General features: G+C 63.4%; 13 protein-coding genes and 2 pseudogenes. 10 read left to right on the top strand and 5 right to left on the bottom strand.

The genetic code is table 11. From position 1 onward, the window contains the following. Positions 1-72 precede the first annotated feature (72 nt). On the bottom strand, positions 73-300 hold the full coding sequence (locus tag A985_RS29910) for a lipoprotein (protein WP_085982717.1): 228 nt from the start codon (positions 298-300) through the stop codon (positions 73-75). Positions 301-357: 57 nt separating this feature from the next. Here A985_RS29910 and cyaY point away from each other — a divergent pair, with 57 nt between their 5' ends. After that, a complete protein-coding gene (gene cyaY, locus A985_RS0123220; protein WP_017235772.1) occupies positions 358-678 on the top strand; it encodes an iron donor protein CyaY in 321 nt (106 codons plus the stop codon). 94 nt (positions 679-772) lie between these two features. On the opposite strand, the gene A985_RS0123215 is transcribed toward cyaY, so the two are convergent. Beyond that, positions 773-3,214, bottom strand: coding sequence for a penicillin-binding protein 1A (locus tag A985_RS0123215; RefSeq protein ID WP_017235771.1), 2,442 nt, complete (start codon positions 3,212-3,214; stop codon positions 773-775). 244 nt (positions 3,215-3,458) lie between these two features. Between A985_RS0123215 and pilM the strand changes: the two genes are divergently transcribed. The 6 genes and pseudogenes from pilM to A985_RS0123185 all read left to right on the top strand — a co-directional run bounded on the left by pilM (position 3,459) and on the right by A985_RS0123185 (position 10,656). Further along, a complete protein-coding gene (pilM, locus tag A985_RS0123210; protein WP_017235770.1) occupies positions 3,459-4,508 on the top strand; it encodes a pilus assembly protein PilM in 1,050 nt (349 codons plus the stop codon). Between the two features lie 2 nt (positions 4,509-4,510). Continuing rightward, entirely contained in the window at positions 4,511-5,170 is a 660-nt protein-coding gene (locus A985_RS28390; protein WP_157211563.1) for a PilN domain-containing protein, read from the top strand. After that, complete coding sequence (gene pilQ / locus A985_RS27270; protein WP_017235768.1) at positions 5,160-7,769, top strand: type IV pilus secretin PilQ; 2,610 nt, start codon at positions 5,160-5,162, stop codon at positions 7,767-7,769. Before A985_RS28390 ends, pilQ begins: the two co-directional genes overlap by 11 nt. Beyond that, a pseudogene (locus A985_RS26795) lies at positions 7,675-8,193 on the top strand (shikimate kinase); the annotation flags it as partial. The gene pilQ and the pseudogene A985_RS26795, both read left to right, overlap by 95 nt. Positions 8,194-8,426: 233 nt before the next feature. Then, a complete protein-coding gene (aroB, locus tag A985_RS0123190; RefSeq protein WP_017235766.1) occupies positions 8,427-9,503 on the top strand; it encodes a 3-dehydroquinate synthase in 1,077 nt (358 codons plus the stop codon). A gap of 16 nt (positions 9,504-9,519) precedes the next feature. Beyond that, on the top strand, positions 9,520-10,656 hold the full coding sequence (locus tag A985_RS0123185) for a deoxyguanosinetriphosphate triphosphohydrolase (protein ID WP_017235765.1): 1,137 nt from the start codon (positions 9,520-9,522) through the stop codon (positions 10,654-10,656). 144 nt (positions 10,657-10,800) lie between these two features. Here the strand turns inward: A985_RS0123185 and A985_RS26790 are convergent, their stop codons facing one another. The 3 genes from A985_RS26790 to A985_RS0123170 all read right to left on the bottom strand — a co-directional run bounded on the left by A985_RS26790 (position 10,801) and on the right by A985_RS0123170 (position 13,361). After that, complete coding sequence (locus A985_RS26790) at positions 10,801-11,178, bottom strand: YqjD family protein (RefSeq protein ID WP_017235764.1); 378 nt, start codon at positions 11,176-11,178, stop codon at positions 10,801-10,803. A 317-nt stretch (positions 11,179-11,495) separates the two neighbouring features. After that, entirely contained in the window at positions 11,496-12,245 is a 750-nt protein-coding gene (locus A985_RS0123175; protein WP_017235763.1) for an OmpW family protein, read from the bottom strand. 267 nt (positions 12,246-12,512) lie between these two features. Next, positions 12,513-13,361: an OmpW family protein gene (locus A985_RS0123170; protein ID WP_017235762.1), complete on the bottom strand. Its 849-nt coding sequence runs from the start codon at positions 13,359-13,361 to the stop codon at positions 12,513-12,515. 197 nt (positions 13,362-13,558) lie between these two features. Here A985_RS0123170 and A985_RS0123165 point away from each other — a divergent pair, with 197 nt between their 5' ends. The 3 genes and pseudogenes from A985_RS0123165 to A985_RS26785 all read left to right on the top strand — a co-directional run. After that, positions 13,559-14,260 carry a transposase gene (locus A985_RS0123165; protein ID WP_017235761.1) on the top strand — a complete coding sequence of 234 codons (702 nt, stop codon included), beginning with the start codon at positions 13,559-13,561 and terminating at the stop codon, positions 14,258-14,260. A gap of 420 nt (positions 14,261-14,680) precedes the next feature. Continuing rightward, positions 14,681-19,375 carry a glutamate synthase-related protein gene (locus A985_RS0123160; protein WP_017235760.1) on the top strand — a complete coding sequence of 1,565 codons (4,695 nt, stop codon included), beginning with the start codon at positions 14,681-14,683 and terminating at the stop codon, positions 19,373-19,375. Positions 19,376-19,471: 96 nt separating this feature from the next. After that, positions 19,472-20,783: pseudogene (locus A985_RS26785) on the top strand (glutamate synthase subunit beta); the annotation flags it as partial.

Genomic DNA, 20,783 nt, shown 5'->3' with positions numbered 1-20,783 from the left:
TCAACTAGGGCACGCCGCGCAGGCGGATGGCTTCCGGCCGGCTGAATTCGGCTTGTTCCGGATGGTCGTGGCTTATTCCGGCTTCGCCGCCGGAAGCGACGCGGCCGGCGGCACGTCCACCGACGGGCCTCGCTGTGGTTCGGGCACGAGCGGTGGCGGGGGCAGCGGGGCCCCTGGCGGCGGCGTCGGTTTCACCGGGCGGGCGGGAATGTACAGTGGCCCGGCCTGACCGCAACCGGCCAATACGCTCAACAGGGCAATCGACGCTACAATCGCGCAGGTTCGAATAGGTGCAGTCATGGGGGTATCGCCGCGTGGTGCGGCATGCAAACGATGACGCAAACCGTGGAGTTTAGCATGACGGAAAGTGAATTCCTGGCGCTGGCCGAAGCTGTGTTGGCGCAGGTCGAGGCGACTGTCGAGGACAGCGACGTGGATATCGATTGCGAACGAACGGGCAACGTCCTGACGCTCGAATTCGAAGACGGCAGCAAGATCATCGTCAACCTGCAAACGCCGATGAGCGAAATCTGGGTGGCCGCGCGTTCGGGCGGCTACCACTACCGTCTCAAGGGCGACGAATGGCGCGATACGCGCGACGGTACCGAACTGTTTGAGGCCCTGTCGCGCTTCGCGTCACAACAGGCGGGCGAAACGGTAACGTTGCAGGCCGAATGACAGCGAAACTGCAGCGCGGCGGGCGCACCGAAATCGACGCCGCCGTGCGGACTGGGCGGTCCGGGAGATTGCCGCGCCGCCGCCCATTCACCCTTCAGGGCTTGTTGTTGAACATGTCCAGGATACGCTGACGCTCCTGACGGTCCACCGGCGCGGGACTCGGCTGGGCGGGCATATGACCGGGCAGCGGTCCCGCCGACGGCCCCAAACCCGCCGAGCCGTCCGGCACGGTATCGGCGCTCAGGCCGACGGTACTCACCGCGCGTCCCGGCGGATAGTCGTCAAAGTAGTAATCGCCATTCGCCTGAATGATCCCCGGTGGTACCGCACGCGTCGATTCCGGCACGCCACGCAAGGCTTTGGCCATGTAGTCGATCCAGATCGGCAGCGCCAGACCGCCCCCGGTTTCGCGGTCCCCCAGATTGCGTGGCTGGTCGAAGCCGATCCAGGCAACGCCAACCAACTGCGACTGAAAGCCGGCAAACCAGGCGTCGTGCGAGTCGTTTGTCGTTCCCGTCTTGCCTGCCAGATCACTGCGTTTGAGCACATTGGTCTTGGCGGCCGTGCCGCGCGTAGCAACGTCGTGCAACATCGAATCCATAATGAACGCGTTGCGCGCCGAAATGGCCCGGATCGATTCGTCGCCCGCAGTGGACGGCTTTTCCTCCATGATCACATTGCCCTTCGAATCGGTGATGCGCGCCACAATGAACGGATTTACGCGGAAGCCGCCATTGGCAAACACGGCGTAGGCGCTCGCCATTTGCAGTGGTGTGACCATCCCCGCGCCCAGCGCCATCGGCAGATAGGCAGGGTGCTTGTCCGCCTCGAAGCCGAAGCGTCCAATGAATTTTTGTGCGTAGCCCGGGGTAATGCTCTGCAGGATACGAATCGACACGAGGTTGCGCGAGCGCATCAGCGCGACGCGCATCGGCATCGGCCCATCGAAGCCGCCGCCGTAGTTCTTCGGCTCCCACGGCTGCCCGCCTGTCTGCGCCGCCGAGAAGTACAACGGTGCGTCGTTGATGATCGTTGCCGGTGCGAAGCCCTTTTCGAGCGCCGCCGAGTAAATGAACGGCTTGAAGCTGGAGCCCGGCTGACGCCAGGCCTGCGTGACGTGGTTGAACTTGTTTCGGCTGAAGTCGAAGCCGCCGACGAGCGAGCGAATCGCGCCGTTCTGCGGGTCGAGCGACACGAATGCCGCTTCGATGTCCGGCATCTGCACAATCCGCCAGTTGTGCTTCGCATCCTGGGTCACACGGATCACCGAGCCCGGGCGAATCCTCTGCTTCGGCTGGGCCTTCGCGCTCAATCCCGCCGCCGCAAAGCGCAGGCCCTCGCCGGTCACGGTCACGTCGTCACCGTTCAGGAGCACGGCTTTGACCTGCTGCGGCGATGACGAGAGCACGACGGCGGCGACCATATCGCCGCTGTCCGGATGCTCGACCAGCGTGTCGTCGATCAGTTGTTCGCGCTCGTCCTGGTCGTTTGGAAGGTCGATATTGGCTTCGGGCCCGCGATAGCCATGACGTAACTCGTAGGCCATGACGCCGGCGCGCAGCGCTTCGTAGGCAGCTTCCTGATCGGCCGAATTGATCGTTGTGTAGACGTTCAAGCCGCGCGTGTAGATCTCGTCCTTGAACTGCGCGTAGAGCAGTTGGCGAACCATTTCGGCCACGTACCCGGCATGAACGCTGAACTCGCTGCCCAGCCCGCGTACCACCAGTTCCTGCGCGATGGCCTGGTCGTATTCGGACTTCGAGACGTACCCAAGGTCGTACATTCGCTTGAGGATGTACTCCTGGCGGATGCGGGCGCGCTTGTAATTGACGATCGGGTTATAGGCCGAAGGGGCCTTGGGCAGGCCGGCGAGCATGGCGGCCTCGGCGAGCGTGATGTCCTTCAGATCCTTGCCGAAATAAACCCGCGCAGCGCTGGCGAACCCATAGGCGCGTTCGCCGAGATAGATCTGATTCATATACAGCTCGAGAATCTGATCCTTCGTGAGGCGCGACTCGATCTTGTAGGCGAGAAGCGCTTCATAGATCTTGCGCGTGTAGGTCTTCTCGCTTGAGAGGAAGAAGTTGCGCGCGACTTGCATCGTGATCGTGCTGGCGCCTTGCGCGGATCCACCACGCGCGAAGTTGGCGATGCCCGCGCGGAAGATGCCGATGAAGTCGACCCCGCCGTGCTGATAGAAGCGGTCGTCCTCGATGGCGAGGACGGCCTTCTTCATCACGTCGGGAATATCGGAGAAGCGCACCAGATTACGGCGCTCTTCACCGAACTCGCCGATCTGGATGTCGTCGGCGGTGTAGATGCGCAGCGGAATCTTCGGCCGGTAGTCCACGATCGTGTCGAGCGACGGCAATTGCGGCGTCATCACCACCAGGATGTACCCCGCGAGCAGCGCGCCACACACGACCATCGCGGCGAACAGGCCAGCGAACCACAGCGTAATGCGCAGCCAGAGAGAGCGGCGCGGCGTGGGTGGGCGCTTGTCGCGGGGTGTCTCGGTTTGGGGTGTGCTTGCCATGGGGGAACCGGAAAAATCAGTGAACCGATTATAACGAACGACTCGACGCCTCTCGCCGCAGCCCCCCGAAATCGGAGTTCTGGCCTATGGGGTATAGGAGTCGGACGAGAAAGGACCGGCGCGGATTCCTAAACCGCGTCGCGTTGGCCCGGCGGCCGTGAGGATTCGGACTGGTCCGATTGGGCTGCTGCGTCGCGCTGGATAGCATCGATGACATCGACTGGGTGAGAGACGGGAGGATGTCATGATCGAAGCAGTTCTGCGCGGTGTGCGCCACATGGGCAGCCAACTGGCGGCGGCGTTGCCGCGTGCCGGGGGCGGCGGTTGCGGTATTCATTTCGACGCTGGCGGCATGCATTTCGTTCGCCTGACCCGGGTGGCCGGACCCGCGCAGTTGCGTCTGGACGCCTGCGGGACTGCCGTGCTCGAGGACGACATATTGCGCGGCGCATCGATCGTCAAACCGGAGGCCGCCGCGCGTCGGCTGGAGGAGCTGTTGGAGCGACTCGGCACCCATGCGCAGGATCTGCGCGACGACACCCTCGTACTGGCACTGCCCGCCCACGGACTGAAAACGCAGGTCATCGAGTGTCCGGAGGATTTGCCGCCGCGTGCGTTGCGAGCGTGGTGCGAGCGCCGTGCCGCCTTGCTGCTGCCCGGTGACGGCGATCCCGCCTTGCGCCATCGCGTGGGCGTGACGTGGGCCGACCCGGGCAACTATCGGCTGCGTTTGTACGCCTGTGAGGCGGAACTGGTCGATAGCCGCGTCGCGGTGCTCGAAATGTCGGGACTTCGGGTGCATGCGACCGATGCGGCGCACGAGGCCGGGCGACGGGCCTTCCGATGGGCATGGCCGGTCGGTGGCGAAGCCATCGCGCAGGCGTCGCCGCGGGCACCGATGGGGTTGCTGCAAATCGACGCGCATCACCTCGATCTATCGGTCTTCGATGGACACACCTGCGTGGCCGACGTCAGAGAACGTTTCGACGGTATCGGCGGCCATCCAGACGCGTTGGCAAGCGTGGTGCGCGAGTTGTCGGGCAAGCTGCCCGTCGCCGTAGGCGTCATGCATATCGCGACGCAAGGCGCGAGTCCTGGGGAACTCGTGGCGATCTGCGACGCGCTCGGCGCGGCCTGCGGTATCCCTGTGCGGCCATTCGATCCGCTGAGACGATTCGAATCGTCGCGTCCGTCCGGGCCACGACGCCAGACTTTCGCGCAGCGGACTGCGCTTGCCGTGCCATGCGGACTGGCGTTGCGTGCCATGTCGATGAGGGGCGTGACGTGCGAATGAAGGTGCAATTTCCTCCACTCGATTTCCTCCCCACGCTCGCCCAGCGCCGGCAGCGCGAGTTTGCGCGGCAATGGCGAATATGGGGGTGCGTGGCCGCGTGTGGTGGGCTCGCATCGCTCGCGCCGATGGCTCGCGACATCTCCCTGCGCCAGCAAACGCAGGCGCAAGTGACGGCGCTACGTGCGGCGAGCGAGAAACTCGGCGGGCAGATCGCTGCGTTCGAGACGGCCGGGCGTGAGTTGGCGGCCATGGATGCCCATCGCCGGGCGGCCGCGGCGTTGATCGAGCGTCGGCAGCCCGTCGCAAACCGATTGCTCGACATCATGCGCGCGTGCGCCGACGGCGTGCGATTGACATCCGTAAAAATCGGCGAGGATCAAGCGCGCGTCGAGGGCTATGCAACGACGCAATCACGCGTGCGCGAAACGCAGAAGCGATTGCGGACGCTGCCATGGGTGCGCAAAGTCGCGGAAGTCGAATCGAGCGTGGTCCCGGAGGCCGTCAGGCGTCAGTGGGCCGGCGGAGCGACTCAGGCCTCTGTGCCGACCCTTCGCCGCTTCACATTGCGTATCGAACTCAAGCGTGCACCGAGGCCCGTTGCGCTTTCGGTCACCGCGGAGGTCGATGGGCTGCCGAGTGAGGAGGTGCCCGATGTACGGTGAACGCCCTCCGCCGGATGATGTCCGCGACATTTTTCGTGATGCAGCAGACCGCTGGCGTGCGCGATGGACGGCGTGGACGTCAGTCTCGCCGGCCGAGTGGGCGCCGCTGGTGCGCTGGGGACTGGCCATCCTTGCCTGGCTGTTGGGGCTGCTGATGGCGTGGTCGGTCTGGTGGCTGGTCGGCCTGCCCGTAAGGGCAACCTTGCAGAAGGATCTTGGCGCCGAGCAGCAGAGGTGGGATCGGGCGAACGACGCCGCGCGTCGCTTACCCGCATTGATGGCAACGCTGCGTGATGCCGAGGCCGAGACGATGGCTTGGCATCGCCGGCTTCCGCTCGCTGCACAGAGGGTGGGGGAAGCGGCAGCCGAGGCGAGCGAAGGCGCGGGCGCGTCGGCACGGCACTCGGCGGCATCCTCGCTACCGGACCTCGCTGACGACACGCGCTCGGCGTGGCGTGCCGATCTCGAGCGCCTTGCTGCACGTTCGGGCCTGACGCTGGAGGCAGCGCGGCCGGGGCCCGCCGCGTCGAGCGGGGACCTCGAAATCGAGCGTGCCGAAATGCGTGTCGGGGGGCGCGTCGCGAATCTGCTCGATTGGCTCGCCGAGGTCGACCGGATGCCTCGGCATCTATCGATCGAGCGCCTGTCGCTTCAGGGGCCGGCGTTGGGAACTTCCGGTGCGACGGTAGTGGCGGAGGCCGAGGCGGGGGTCACGGCCATGGTGGCCGCCTACGCCTGGCGACGTCCCGCAGACCTTCCCGGCATGCCTGCCGGGCGTTCCTTGCCGGCGTTACCGCCGCCAGCCCCGCCTTGGCAGATGCCGGCGGACACGATCGACGTGTTTCGTACGCCACTGACGCGCCGCTCAGCTCAGGACGCCGTGACGATGGCGGCGTCCGGCCCGCAGTCGTCGGTCGACGACGGCACGCCTGTCGGATCGATGCGTGCGGGATCGCGGCGGGTCGTGCTTCACCGGACGTCGGCTGCCGAATTGGCGGCGACCTGGAGCGAAGGTCCACCGCGACAGGGGCCGGCGGCGGAAGACTCCGACGCGTTGAGCGTCGACGTGACGCTCCATGGCGTGGAGGCCGCCGATGCGTTACGGGCGTTCGCCCGTCTGACCGGGCGCAGCGTGGTGATTGGCGAGCGCGTCGTCGGGCGTCTCGACATGGAAGTGCAGCGCGTCTCGGCGGCTGTGGCGTTTGACGTCATGGTCCGGAGTGCCGGTCTCGGCGTTCAATCGTTGAACGGCGTCGACTGGATTGCCCCGCGTGCCGACCTGCTGGCTGACGAGCAGACGCAACTCGAAGCGGCCGCGAAGCGCGAGGCGTTGCTGCCGCTGGCCAGCCGTCGCTTCACGCTGAACTATCCGCGTGCATTGGCGCTGCGGGAGATCATCATGGGCGAAAAGGACCGCAAGGGGCAACGATTGTTGTCCGTGCGAGGCAGCCTGATTGCCGATCCGCGCACGAACCAATTGTTCGTGACCGATTTGCCGGAAAAGCTCGATGCGCTGGCTAAATTCATCGCACGAATCGACGTTCCGGTCCGTCAAGTGCTGATTGAGGCCCGCATTGTCGAGGCCGACGACCGCTTCAGCGAGTCGCTCGGTGTCCGGCTCACGGGACACCACGGTCGCGGCGAAGGCCAGCAGAAGCGCGGCGAGCGGCCGGCCGCGGAGGGGGCGCGGGGTGTCGGGGGCACGAATAGCGGAGGGGGAACGCCATCGGGCAGTGCGCTCGACATTGGCTTGCCCGCGGCGGCGCTGGCCGGCGTGGTGCCGCCGAGCTTGGCGATCACGCTTTTTGGCCGCTCCGCCACGCGCTTGCTGCAACTGGAACTCTCGGCATTGGAGACAAGCGGGCGAGGTCGTGTCGTCTCCCGGCCTCGCGTGGTCACGGCGGACAAGGTTCAGGCACTCATTGAACAGGGCACGGAGCTGCCTTACCAGACGCAAAGTGGCCGCCGCAATGCAACGTCGATTCAATTCCGAAAGGCCACGTTGAGGCTCGAAGTGACGCCGCTCATTACCCCGGACGGTCAGGTGATTCTGGATGTCGACGTGCGCAAGGACAGTGTCGGGCAGGCGGTGGCACAGGGATTCGCCGTGGATACCCGACATGTCAAGACGCAGGTGCAGGTCGAGGACGGAGGGACGGTGGCCATCGGCGGGATCTACCAGGAAGAACGGCGCGACAGTCGAGCCGGCGTGCCGTGGTTGAGCGATGTGCCGTTGCTGGGCGCGCTGTTTCGCAACCGCGCCAACGAAGACCGCCGTACGGAGCTGCTGGTGTTTCTGACGCCCAGTGTGGTGCCCGAGGGTCGGAAGGGCGGCGAGGCCGAGGATAATGCGGCCTCCTCGGGCGCCTCGCCCAAGCCCTCGAAAAACGACCTGCCTTCCGGTCATCCCCGGCTCACCGGAGTGCGCTCCGAGTTGACGCGTTCCGCACGCCCGACGCATATCCCGGTATCATCGGGGGCTGGAACCCAAATATCAGCGATTTATGCTGGAAAACGTAATACTTGTCGGACTGATGGGGGCGGGCAAGACCACGGTTGGGCGCGCAGTGGCGCGACGTCTTGGGCGGCAGTTCTATGACTCCGATCATGAGATTGAAGCGCGCACGGGTGTGCGCATTCCGATCATCTTCGAGCACGAAGGCGAGGACGGCTTCCGTCAGCGCGAAGCCCAGACCATCGACGAACTCACCCAACGCAGCGGAATCGTACTCGCCACCGGCGGGGGCGCGGTGCTGCGCGCGGAAAATCGCGAACACATCAAGTCGCGCGGCACGGTGGTCTATTTGCGCGCCAATCCGCATGACCTCTGGCTGCGCACACGTCGTGACAAGAACCGCCCGTTGCTGCAAACGGCCGATCCACGCGCGCGTCTCGAGCAGTTGTTCAAAGAGCGCGACGCGCTATATCGCGAGTGCGCGACCTTCGTCATCGAAACGGGTCGGCCGAGCGTGAATGCGCTCGTCAACATGGTGTTGATGCAACTGGAGGTCGTGGGAATCGTTCCCAGCAGCGCCGGCCTGCCATCCGATTCGCCTGACGATCGGCATGACGGCGTGCATGGCGACGAGCCGGACGGTGCGCACGGTGACGGTGAAGCCGCTCGGGCGGCCGGGGGCGACGCGAAGCTGGCGCAGGCCGAGCGCGATGATGCATCGCAGACAACGTCCGTATCGCCTGCGCCCGACACCTTTCCTCGCTGATATCGCCGATATCGCTGACCATGACAACAAGCGGCATGAAGACCCTCAAACTCGATCTGGGCGAGCGCGCCTATCCGATCCACATCGGCACCGATCTGCTCACGCAGGAGGCCTTGTTCGCGCCGCACGTGCGCGGCACGCACGCCGTGATCGTGACGAACACGACCGTCGCCCCGCTTTACGCCGAGCGCGTCGCGGCAACGCTGCAACGGCTCGGAAAGCGTGTGGTCACCGCTGTGCTGCCCGACGGCGAGGCGCACAAGAACTGGCAAACGCTCAACCTGATTTTCGACGAACTGCTTGGCGCTCAGGCGGACCGCAAGGCGACATTGATCGCGCTGGGCGGCGGCGTCGTCGGCGACATGACCGGGTTTGCCGCCGCCTGCTACATGCGCGGTGTCCCGTTCGTGCAGGTGCCAACGACACTGCTTGCACAAGTGGATTCGTCGGTCGGTGGCAAGACGGGGATCAACCACCCACTCGGCAAGAATATGATCGGAGCGTTCTGGCAGCCGAGCGCCGTGCTGGCCGACATCGGCACGTTGTCCACGTTGCCGGATCGTGAGCTGGCCGCCGGTCTGGCGGAAGTGATCAAGCATGGCGCGATCGCCGATGAACAGTACTTTGACTGGATCGAGGCGAATATCGAAGCGTTGAATGCCCGCGATACGGCGGCACTGACCTACGCCGTGCAGCGCTCGTGCGAGATCAAGGCGCAGGTCGTCGCCAGCGACGAACGCGAACAGGGCCTGCGTGCCACGCTGAACTTCGGTCATACGTTCGGCCATGCCATTGAAGCGGGCCTCGGGTATGGCGAATGGCTGCATGGCGAGGCGGTCGGGTGCGGCATGGTCATGGCGTCCGATCTGTCGGCGCGTCTGGGCTTTATCGACGCGGCGTTTGTCCCGCGAATCAAGGCGCTGATCGTGGCGGCCAAGCTGCCGGTCACGGGGCCGGATCTGGGTGAGGATCGCTACATCGATCTGATGCGCGTCGACAAGAAGGCGGAAGGCGGGGACATCCGCTTCGTACTACTCAACCGGCTGGGGCAGGCGTTCATGACGGGCGTTCCCGAGGCCGAGCTTCGCGCGACGTTGCGCGCCAACATCTAGTAAAGGAGGGCTGGCGATGATCGATTACGAAGCGTCGCTTGCCTCCTACGCGGCGCGCTCGAGCGCGTCACGCGGACGGCGGTTTGCGGAACCTGCGCCTACGACGCGGACCGAATTTCAGCGCGACCGCGACCGCATCATTCATTCGACGGCGTTCCGCCGGCTCGAATACAAGACGCAAGTGTTCGTGAATCACGAGGGCGACCTGTTTCGCACGCGCCTGACACACAGTCTGGAAGTGGCGCAGATCGGCCGGTCGATCGCGCGAAATCTGCGCGTCAGCGAGGATCTCGTCGAGGCGATCGCACTGGCGCACGACCTCGGTCACACGCCCTTCGGTCACGCCGGGCAGGACGCACTCAACGCCTGCATGCAAGATTACGGCGGGTTTGAGCACAATCTGCAGAGCCTTGTCGTTGTCGACGAACTCGAAGAGCATTACGGCGGCTTCGACGGGTTGAACCTCTGTTTCGAGACGCGCGAGGGCATTCTCAAGCACTGTTCGCGCGCGAATGCGAGAGGGCTGGGTGAGCTTGGCGAGCGATTTCTGAAGGGGCGGCAGCCTGGGATGGAAGCGCAGATCGCCAATCTTGCGGACGAGATCGCTTACAACAATCACGACATCGACGATGGTGTGCGCTCCGGCCTGTTGTCGCTCGATCAACTCGACGACGTGCCGCTCTGGAAACGCTATTGCGCCGAGGCGAGGCTTGCATGGCCGGAAATTTCCGGCCGGCGGCTGGTGCACGAAACGACGCGACGGATTATCAATGCGCTGATCGTCGACCTGATCACGACCACGCGTCAACGCGTGGCCGACGCTTCGCCGTTCTCCATTGACGATGTGCGTGGCGCGGGACCGTTGGTGGCCTTTAGCGGCGAGATGCGCGAGCAGGCCGGGCGACTCAAGCGGTTTCTGTTCGAGAATCTCTACCGGCACTATCTGGTGATGCGCATGGCAGCGAAAGCGCAGCGCATCGTTCAGGAGTTGTTCAACGCGTTTCTTGCCGATCCCCGCTTGCTGCCACCCAACTACCGCACCGAGCACGCAGCGGATCAGCCACGCTGGATCGCGCACTACATTGCCGGAATGACGGATCGCTACGCAATCAAGGAATACAGCCGTCTCTTTACCATCGAGCCGACGCTCTGACGCGTGCCTCGGGAGACGATGCGAAACAGCCGGCTTTCGCCGGCTGTTTCGCTATTGCCACCTCGCGTGTGACGATGAGGGCCGGTATCCCGACGCATCACGTTCGATGTCTGCCGGTGCACAACGGCACCGCCGGCGAGTGAGTTAGCTGCGTCCCGCAATGAATCCGAGCACGAGCGCAACAGCCGCTACCGTGCCAACGGTCTGCCATGGGCGCTCGTGGACATAGCCGTCGGCTTCTTCCCAGACCTCGTTGGCGCGACGGCGCAGGTTGGCGCGGGCATCGCCAAACTCGCTGCGCGCTTCACGAAGCTTGTCGCCGATCTCGGCGCGCAGCGCCTCAATATCCGATGCCGACTTCGCGTTGGACAGCGCGTGGTCCAGATCGTCGAGCAGATCGCGCACGCGTGAAGAGACGTCCTGACTCGCCAGACGTGCCGCGCGTGCGGTACGTCGGCCGGCAAAGCGCGCATCGTCGAGGCTGCTGTTGAGTACCGTTTCCGCTTTCGAGGCAATTCCCATTTTCAGACTCCCAAGAGGTGGTATTGAAATGCGGCGTCCGTCAGACTCGGGGAACGACGGCGCCGGTGGAACCCTGAGGCGAACGGCCATTATGGCGCGACCGTTCGCGTGCGTACACCTTCAGAGACTTTCGGGAAACGAAGAAAGTTGCGTCGCGTTGGCTGAAGATCGTGTGAGAATGGGCTGACATCGCGGCCGGAAATACGAAAACGCCGCACGGGGCGGCGTTTTCTAGACGGCTTGAATCGATTTCGTTGCGCCAAGTCAGACCGAATGCAAGCGCTGGCGTGAGCCGGAAAGCTGGCTTGGCGCGGAACTTAGAAGCGGTAACCCAGCGACAGGAACGTGACCACCGGGTTCAGCTTGACCTTGGCTTCGCTGGTCGTGGTGATCGGGCCGCGGGTGGTCGTCAGCTTGGCGGTGGTGCTGACCGGGATGTACGACACGGAGAATGCGAGCGTCCAGTGCTTGTCCATGTTGTAGTTGATACCCGCGTTGAACACTGGCGCCCACGAATTGGTGAGCTTGGCCGTTGTGTTGCCGCCTGGGCCGCCCGTCAATGCATTGCTGGCCAGCGATTGGAAGCCCGGCGTCAGTTCAATGTTCGTATACCAGAAGTAGCTGACCCCAAGGCCGACGAAGGGACGCCATGTATCGTTTGCCTGTCCGAAGTAATACTTCAGCAACAAGGCTGGGCTCCACTGCTTGGCCGATGCCAGCGAACCGCCACCTGGCAGCGCGAGGTTGCCCTGTCCGTAGAGGCGGAACTTCGGCGCGAAGCCGGTGACGGCTTCCACGGCGATGTTGTCGGTAAAGAAGTGGGCAAACGTGAGGCCCGCGGTGTCGGCGTCGTCGACTTGGGCACCCGTATTGCCCAGTCGGCTATTCACTGCCGCGGCCAGACCCGGAACGTTCGATCCGGTCACATTCAGTGGATCGCTGGAAACCTGGGGCGAGAGGTGGAACCAGCCAAGGTTGACAACGTTATCGCCGGCTTGCTGTGCAAACGCGGCCCCGGACACCGTGAGCGTGGCCACGGCAGCCATCGTCAAATGCTTCAACTTCATCGATTCGTCTCCTGCTCAAGATTCTTTATTGTCGAGAATTTCGGTAAATGAAATTCAGGGCCATTATGCCGACGGGGCATAGCAGCGGAAAGCAAGAGTCTGGAGTGCGCGCTCTAAAGGTGTTGTTTCCATGCATCGACTCATGGAATGCCCCTAGAAAAGTGCGCTGGACGGGCGAAAAGCGCGCCCTGACGCCCAGGGCACGCCTTTAGGATTTCACTGCGGAGTCCGATATGTCGAACGCATTCTGCGTCCCGCACGCTGAGTCTAGAACTTGTAGCCGAGCGAGACGAAGGTGACAATCGGGTTCAGTTTGATCTCGGCGTCGGAGGAGGAGAGGACCGTTCCGTCCTGCGCCTTGATCTTGATGTTCGCGGTGGTCTTGAGGGGAACGTAAGAAACCGAGGCGCTGGCGACCCAGTGTTTGTCGAAGGCATAGGACACGCCGGCATTGAAAACGGGTTGCCACGACGCCGACGATTTCGCTTCGACGGTGGTCGGCCCGTTATGCCCGGAAGTGAACGCGAGCACGCTGCCGAAATTCTGATTCAACGCCGCTTCGAAATTCGGATTGAGATTGACGTTCGTGAAGAACGTATAACTCACACCGACCCCCAGAAACGGGCGCCAGGTGGAATTGGCCTGGCCGAAGTAATACTGGAACACAAGCGCCGGACTCCATTGACGAACGCTCTGCACAATCGGATTGTTTTGTGGCGCGCCAAGGTCGATACTCGTGAGCGCGCCGGCCAGTCCCGGCGGTGCGATCACGCCTTGTCCGGTAAGCTTGAACTTGGCGGGAATGCCGGCAACCGTCTGTACGGCAATGTTGTCGGTGACAAAGTGGGTGATGACGAGGCCGAGCGTGTCGGCGTTACTGACCTTCGCTCCGCTTCCGGGGGACGTGAAGTTCGACGGCACCAGGCTTGGAGTGAGCCCTTCCTGGGTGACACTTGTGGTCATCGGCTTGCTGGAGTCTTGCGGCGCGATGTGAAACCATCCGAGATTGACGACGTTGTCGCCGGCTTGTTGTGCACTGGCGCGGGTGGGCGCCAGGGAAACGAAGAGTCCGAGCGCGCACAAGCACGCCGCGGACCGATAGGCCCGAGTTGTCATTTGTCTATCCTCCCAAGATTATTTATTTATTTTTCGATGCATTATGCGCTTGGGATTTCACGGCGCAATCGCCGTATCTAGAGCTTTTGTACGAATCAACGGGGTTTGGCTAGATATCAGTATTTAAAGGGGTTTTTATGATGAAACTCCCTCGACGATCGTGATATCGAGCTTTAAAGAATTACATTTGAATCCGCATGGCCCGATTACCGCGACTTTTCATTCCACGCCAACCGCAGCATGTGATTCTGCGCGGCAATAACCGGCAGGCGATCTTCGTCGACGACGAGGACCGGCGTGTATTTCACGACCGGTTGCGCGACGCCGCGCGCGCCAACGGACTGGCGATTCACGCCTGGTGCATGATGCCGAACCACCTGCATCTGGTTGCCACGCCCGCAGACGAGCGCAGCCTTCCGGCCACGCTTCAGGCCGTTGGTCGCTACTACGTGTTGTATTTCAACCGGCGTCACCAGCGCACCGGCACGCTTTGGGAGGGCCGGTATCGCGCCACGGTCATCGAAGCGGAACACTATCTGCTGCTTGCCAGCCGGTACGTCGAGCTCAACCCGGTGCGCGCGGGGCTGGCAGATGCCCCCGGGAATTACCGATGGTCGAGTTACCTCCATCACGTCGGCCTCACGGTCGATAGTCTGGTCACGGACCACGCGCTGTATTGGGCGCTCGGCAATACACCGTTCGAACGTCAACGTGCCTACGCCGAGGGGTTTTCGATCCCGCTGCCGGCACCTGAGATTGACGCATTGCGTACGGCAACGCAGAAAGGATGGCTGCTCGGCGGGCCCGATTATCAGGCTCGCATGTCACTTGCCGCCAACCGGCGCGTGAGTCCTCTCACGCGCGGTCGTCCACGCAAAGCGATCTCGGACGCGCTCTGACACTGGCTGGCCGCAGGCCGGTTCCGGTCTGCCTCGCTTTCTCCAGCTATTTGAAATCACAGAATTTTTTGACGAGCACAGATCGGATCGAATTAATCTGACCCTAATAAAAAGGGGCCTTCGATCAGCGTGGTTTTTAATGCGAATCTGACCCCATTAAATTGTTTTGTCTTTGTGAATTCCTTGGCGTATATTCCAACTTCGGCCGATTGGTGCGATGCGCAAAAGCGTGCGCGCTGAGTCGGCTCCCTGTGGCGACGCCCAAGAACGACCTTCGACGCGCGCGAATCCGCAGTCCTGGCCCACCCGGCCACCCCCACTTAACCCGGTCGAGCGCGACGAGCATGCGCGCGGCGACCTCGCCAAGAGACGGTGTAACTCGTGGAAAAGAAACAGCAACCGATTGCAGCGGCCGTAGCGATGCCGGGTGAGGCGTACGTGGCGCCGGACGCTCAGGGCATGTACGACCCGGCCAACGAACATGACGCCTGCGGCGTCGGCTTCGTGGCCCACATCAAGGGCGTGAAGAGTCATGCCATCGTCGAGCAGGGCCTGAAGATTCTCGAAAACCTCGATCACCGGGGCGCCGTGGGCGCCGACCCGTTGATGGGTGACGGGGCCGGCATCCTGCTCCAGATTCCCGATCAGTTCTACCGCGAAGAGATGGCCCGGCAAGGCGTGACCCTGCCGCCGGCCGGCGAATACGGTGTCGGCATGATCTTTCTGCCGAAGGAACACGCGTCGCGTCTGGCCTGCGAACAGGAACTCGAGCGGACCGTGAAGGCCGAGGGGCAAGTCGTGCTGGGTTGGCGCGACGTCGCGATCGATCGCGACATGCCGATGTCGCCCAACGTGAAGGCGACCGAGCCGGTGATCCGTCAGATCTTCATCGGCCGTGGGCAGGACATCATGGTGACGGACGCCCTCGAGCGTAAGCTGTACGTCATCCGCAAGACGGCAAGCCATCGCATTCAGGCGCTCAAGCTCAAGCACGGCAAGGAATACTTCGTGCCGTCGATGTCGGCGCGCACGATCGTCTACAAGGGGCTGCTGCTGTGCGACCAGGTCGGCCGCTACTACCGCGACCTGGCCGATCCGCGCACCGTCTCGGCACTCGCCCTCGTTCACCAGCGTTTCTCGACGAACACGTTCCCGGCATGGGAGCTGGCGCACCCGTACCGAATGGTCGCGCACAACGGTGAAATCAACACCGTCAAGGGCAACGTCAACTGGATCAACGCCCGCACGGGCGCGATCTCGTCGGCCGTGCTCGGCGACGATCTGCAGAAGTTGTGGCCGCTGATCTACCCGGGCCAGTCGGACACCGCATCGTTCGACAACTGCCTCGAAATGCTCACGATGGCCGGCTATCCGCTCGCCCACGCCGTGATGATGATGATCCCGGAAGCCTGGGAGCAGCACACACTGATGGACGACAACCGCCGCGCGTTCTACGAATATCACGCCGCGATGATGGAGCCGTGGGACGGCCCCGCCGCCATCGCCTTCACCGACGGTCGTCAGATCGGCGCGACGCTCGACCGTAACGGTCTGCGTCCGGCGCGCTTCGTGATTACCGACGACGACATGGTCATCCTGGCCTCGGAATCGGGCGTGCTGCCGATTCCCGAGTCGAAGATCGTCAAGAAGTGGCGCCTGCAGCCGGGCAAGATGTTCCTGATCGACATGGAGCAGGGCCGCATCATCGACGACAAGGAACTCAAGGACAACCTCGCCAACGCGAAGCCGTACAAGAGCTGGATCGACGCCGTGCGCATCAAGCTCGACGAGATCGAGCCGAAGGTCGAAGAGGCCGGTGTGCATCACGATTCGGCCACGCCGCTGCTCGATTTGCAGCAGGCCTTCGGCTACACGCAGGAAGAAGTGAAGCTGCTGATGACGCCGATGGCGATCAACGGCGAAGAAGCCGTGGGCTCGATGGGCAACGACAGCCCGCTCGCGGTCATGAGCAACAAGAACAAGACGCTCTATCATTACTTCCGCCAGTTGTTCGCCCAGGTGACGAACCCGCCGATCGATCCGATCCGCGAGAACATGGTGATGTCGCTGGTGTCGTTCATCGGCCCGAAGCCGAACCTGCTCGACACGAACAACATCACCCCGCCGATGCGTCTCGAAGTGTCGCAGCCGGTGCTGGACTTCAAGGAAATCGCGAAGATCCGTCACATCGACAAGTACACCGGGGGCAAATTCCGCTCGTACGAGCTGAACATCTGCTATCCGGTCGCGTGGGGCAAGGAAGGCATTGAAGCGCGCCTCGCGTCGCTGTGCGCCGAAGCCATCGACGCGGTGAAGTCGGGCTACAACATCCTCATCGTGTCGGACCGCCTGACGAATCGCGAACAAGTCGCCATCCCGGCGTTGCTCGCGACCTCGGCCGTGCACCAGCATCTGGTCGCGCAAGGTCTGCGCACGAGCACCGGCCTCGTGGTCGAAACCGGTTCGGCGCGCGAAGTGCACCACTTCGCATTGCTCGCGGGCTACGGCGCGGAAGCCGTTCACCCGTACCTCGCGATGGAGACGCTCGCACAGATCGCCCGCAAGCAGGGTGGCGACCTCACGCCCGAGAAGGCGGTCAAGCACTTCGTCAAGGCGGTCGGCAAGGGCCTGCACAAGGTCATGTCGAAGATGGGCATCTCGACGTACATGTCGTACACCGGCGCGCAAATCTTCGAAGCCATCGGCTTGTCGCAGGAACTGGTCAAGAAGTACTTCCAGGGCACGGCGTCGAACGTCGGCGGTATCGGCATTTTCGAAGTGGCCGAGGAAGCGGTGCGTCTGCATCGCGACGCCTTCAGCGACAACCCGGTGCTCGCAAACATGCTCGACGCCGGTGGCGAGTACGCGTTCCGCATTCGTGGCGAAGACCATATGTGGACGCCGGACGCCATCGCCAAGCTCCAGCACTCGACCCGTTCGAACTCGTACCAGACGTACAAGGAATACGCGAACCTCATCAACGACCAGAGCAAGCGTCACATGACGTTGCGCGGTCTGTTCGAGTTCCGCGTCGATCCGCAGCGCGCGATTCCGCTCGATCAGGTTGAATCGGCCAAGGACATCGTGAAGCGTTTCGCCACCGGTGCCATGTCGCTCGGCTCGATCTCGACCGAAGCGCACGCCACGCTGGCCGTTGCCATGAACCGTATCGGCGGCAAGTCGAACACGGGCGAAGGCGGCGAAGATGCGCGCCGTTATCGCAACGAGCTGAAGGGAATTCCGATCAAGAAGGGCGAATCGCTCGCATCGATCGTGGGGCACGACGTCATCGAGGCCGATATCGAACTTCAGGATGGCGATTCGCTGCGCTCGAAGATCAAGCAGGTGGCCTCGGGCCGCTTCGGCGTGACGGCCGACTATCTGGTCTCGGCCGATCAGATCCAGATCAAGATGGCGCAGGGCGCCAAGCCGGGCGAAGGCGGTCAGCTGCCGGGTCACAAGGTGACCGAATACATCGGCAAGCTGCGTTACTCGGTGCCGGGCGTCGGCCTGATTTCGCCGCCCCCGCACCACGACATCTACTCGATCGAAGATCTGGCGCAGCTCATCCACGATCTGAAGAACGTGAATGCCTCGTCGTCGATCTCGGTGAAGCTCGTGTCCGAGGTGGGTGTGGGGACGGTCGCCGCCGGTGTCGCGAAGGCCAAGGCCGATCACGTGGTGATCGCCGGTCACGACGGTGGCACGGGCGCTTCGCCCCTGTCGTCGGTGAAGTACGCCGGCACGCCGTGGGAGCTGGGCCTGGCCGAGACGCAACAGACGCTGGTGCTCAATCGCTTGCGCGGTCGTATCCGTGTGCAAGCCGACGGTCAGATGAAGACCGGTCGCGACGTGGTGATCGGCGCACTGCTGGGTGCCGACGAATTCGGCTTCGCGACGGCGCCGCTCGTCGTCGAGGGCTGCATCATGATGCGCAAGTGCCACCTGAACACCTGCCCGGTGGGCGTGGCGACGCAAGACCCGGTGTTGCGCAAGAAATTCCAGGGCAAGCCGGAGCACGTGGTCAATTACTTCTTCTTCGTGGCCGAAGAAGTGCGCGAAATCATGGCGCAACTGGGCATCTCGAAGTTCGACGATCTGATCGGCCGCGCTGACCTGCTCAACACCCGCGCGGGCGTGGAGCACTGGAAGGCGAAGGGCCTGGACTTCGCGCGCATCTTCCATCTGCCGGAAATGGAAGCGGACGTACCGCGTCTGCATGTCGAAACGCAAGATCACGGTCTGGCCGCCGCACTCGATCACGCGCTCATCGAAAAGGCGCTGCCGGCGCTCGAGAAGGGCGAGCATGTCTCGTTCATTCAGCCGGTGCGCAACCGTAACCGTACGGTCGGCGCAATGCTTTCGGGCGAAGTGGCCAGGCGTTACGGCCATGACGGCCTGCCGGACGACACGATCCACGTGCAGCTCAAGGGCACGGCCGGCCAGAGCTTCGGGGCGTTCCTCGCACGCGGCATCACGCTCGATCTGGTAGGCGACGGCAACGACTATGTGGGCAAGGGCCTGTCGGGCGGGCGCATCATCGTGCGTCCGACCAACGACTTCCGGGGCAACGCCGAAGACAACATCATCGTGGGCAACACCGTGATGATCGGCGCCATCGAAGGCGAAGCCTTCTTCAATGGCGTGGCCGGCGAGCGCTTCTGCGTGCGGAACTCGGGCGCCACCGCCGTGGTGGAAGGCTCGGGCGATCACGGTTGCGAATACATGACCGGCGGTACGGTGGTCGTGTTGGGCGAGACCGGGCGTAACTTCGCGGCGGGGATGTCGGGCGGTGTGGCCTACGTGTACGACGCTGACGGCACGTTCGCCGCCAAGTGCAACACCGCGATGGTCGCTCTCGACCCGGTGCTGCCGCACGGCGAGCAGGAGCGCACGGTGAGCCAGGGATTGTGGCATCGCGGCCAGACCGACGAGGCGCAACTGCGCGAGCTGATCGAGCGTCACTTCCAGTTCACGGGCTCGACGCGCGCCAAGGCGCTGCTTGAAGACTGGGACGGCGCGCGCCGCAAGTTCGTGAAGGTGTTCCCGAGCGAATACAAGCGGGCCCTCGGCGATATGGCCAAGGCCAACGAAAAACAAGCACTGGCGGCCTGAAGCCGCTAGCGCGGCGGCGCCACGGGGTGAGGGCCCCGATGGCGTGCCGCGCGCGGGTGAGGCACGGTAACCACAAAACTTTCCGACTGAAGAAACATGGGCAAGGTCACAGGTTTTCTCGAATTCGAGCGCCAGGGCGAGTCTTACGAAGCACCGCTGGCACGCGTAAAGCATTACAAGGAGTTCGTGCTCGCACTCTCCGACGAGCAGGCAAAGGTGCAGGGCGCGCGCTGCATGGACTGCGGCATTCCGTTCTGCACCAACGGTTGCCCGGTCAACAACATCATTCCCGACTTCAACGACCTGGTGTATCGCCAGGACTGGAAGTCGGCCATCTCGGTGCTGCACTCGACGAACAACTTCCCCGAGTTCACGGGCCGTATCTGCCCGGCGCCGTGTGAAGCCGCCTGTACGCTGAACATCAACAGCGATGCGGTGGGCATCAAGTCGATCGAACACGCGATCATCGACAAGGCGTGGAGCGAAGGCTGGGTCGAACCGCAGCCTGCGAAGCACAAGACCGGCAAGACGGTCGCCGTCGTCGGCTCGGGCCCGGCGGGCATGGCCGTGGCGCAGCAACTTGCGCGCGCCGGTCACGACGTCACCGTGTTCGAAAAGAACGACCGTGTGGGCGGACTGCTGCGCTACGGCATTCCCGACTTCAAGCTGGAGAAGTGGCTGATCGATCGCCGCATGCGCCAGATGGAAGCCGAGGGCGTGACGTTCCGCACGGGTGTCTACGTCGGCAAGGACGCGCCGGAAGCGCACGTCAACAACTTCTCCAAAGAGACGATCTCGCCGGAGCAGTTGCAGGCGCAATTCGACGCCGTGGTGATCGCGGGCGGTGCAGAACAGCCGCGCGATCTGCCGGTGCCGGGGCGCGAGCTGGAAGGCATCCATTACGCGATGGAATTCCTGCCCCAGCAGAACAAGGTCAATGCGGGCGACAAGCTGGCCAACCAGTTGCTGGCCACGGGCAAGCAGGTGATCGTGATCGGGGGCGGTGATACCGGTTCCGACTGCGTGGGCACGTCGAACCGTCACGGCGCAAAGAGCGTGACGCAGTTCGAACTGCTGCCGCAGCCGCCCGAGCAGGAAAACAAGCCGATGGTGTGGCCGTACTGGCCGACCAAGCTGCGTACATCGTCGAGCCACGAAGAGGGTTGCGAGCGTGACTGGTCGGTGGCAACGAAGCGCTTCGAAGGCAAAAACGGCAAGGTCGAGAAGCTGATCGCCGTGCGTCTCGAATGGAAGGACGGCAAAATGCAGGAAGTGCCGGGCTCGGAATTCGAACTCAAGGCCGACCTGGTGCTGCTCGCGATGGGCTTCGTGTCGCCGTTGCAGACCGTGCTCGACGCTTTCGGCGTGGACAAGGATGCGCGCGGCAACGTGCGTGCCTCGACCGAAG

Source organism: Pandoraea sp. B-6, from assembly GCF_000282835.1.
Classification (GTDB): domain Bacteria; phylum Pseudomonadota; class Gammaproteobacteria; order Burkholderiales; family Burkholderiaceae; genus Pandoraea; species Pandoraea cepalis.
This window is presented reverse-complemented; position numbering and strand designations above follow the sequence as displayed.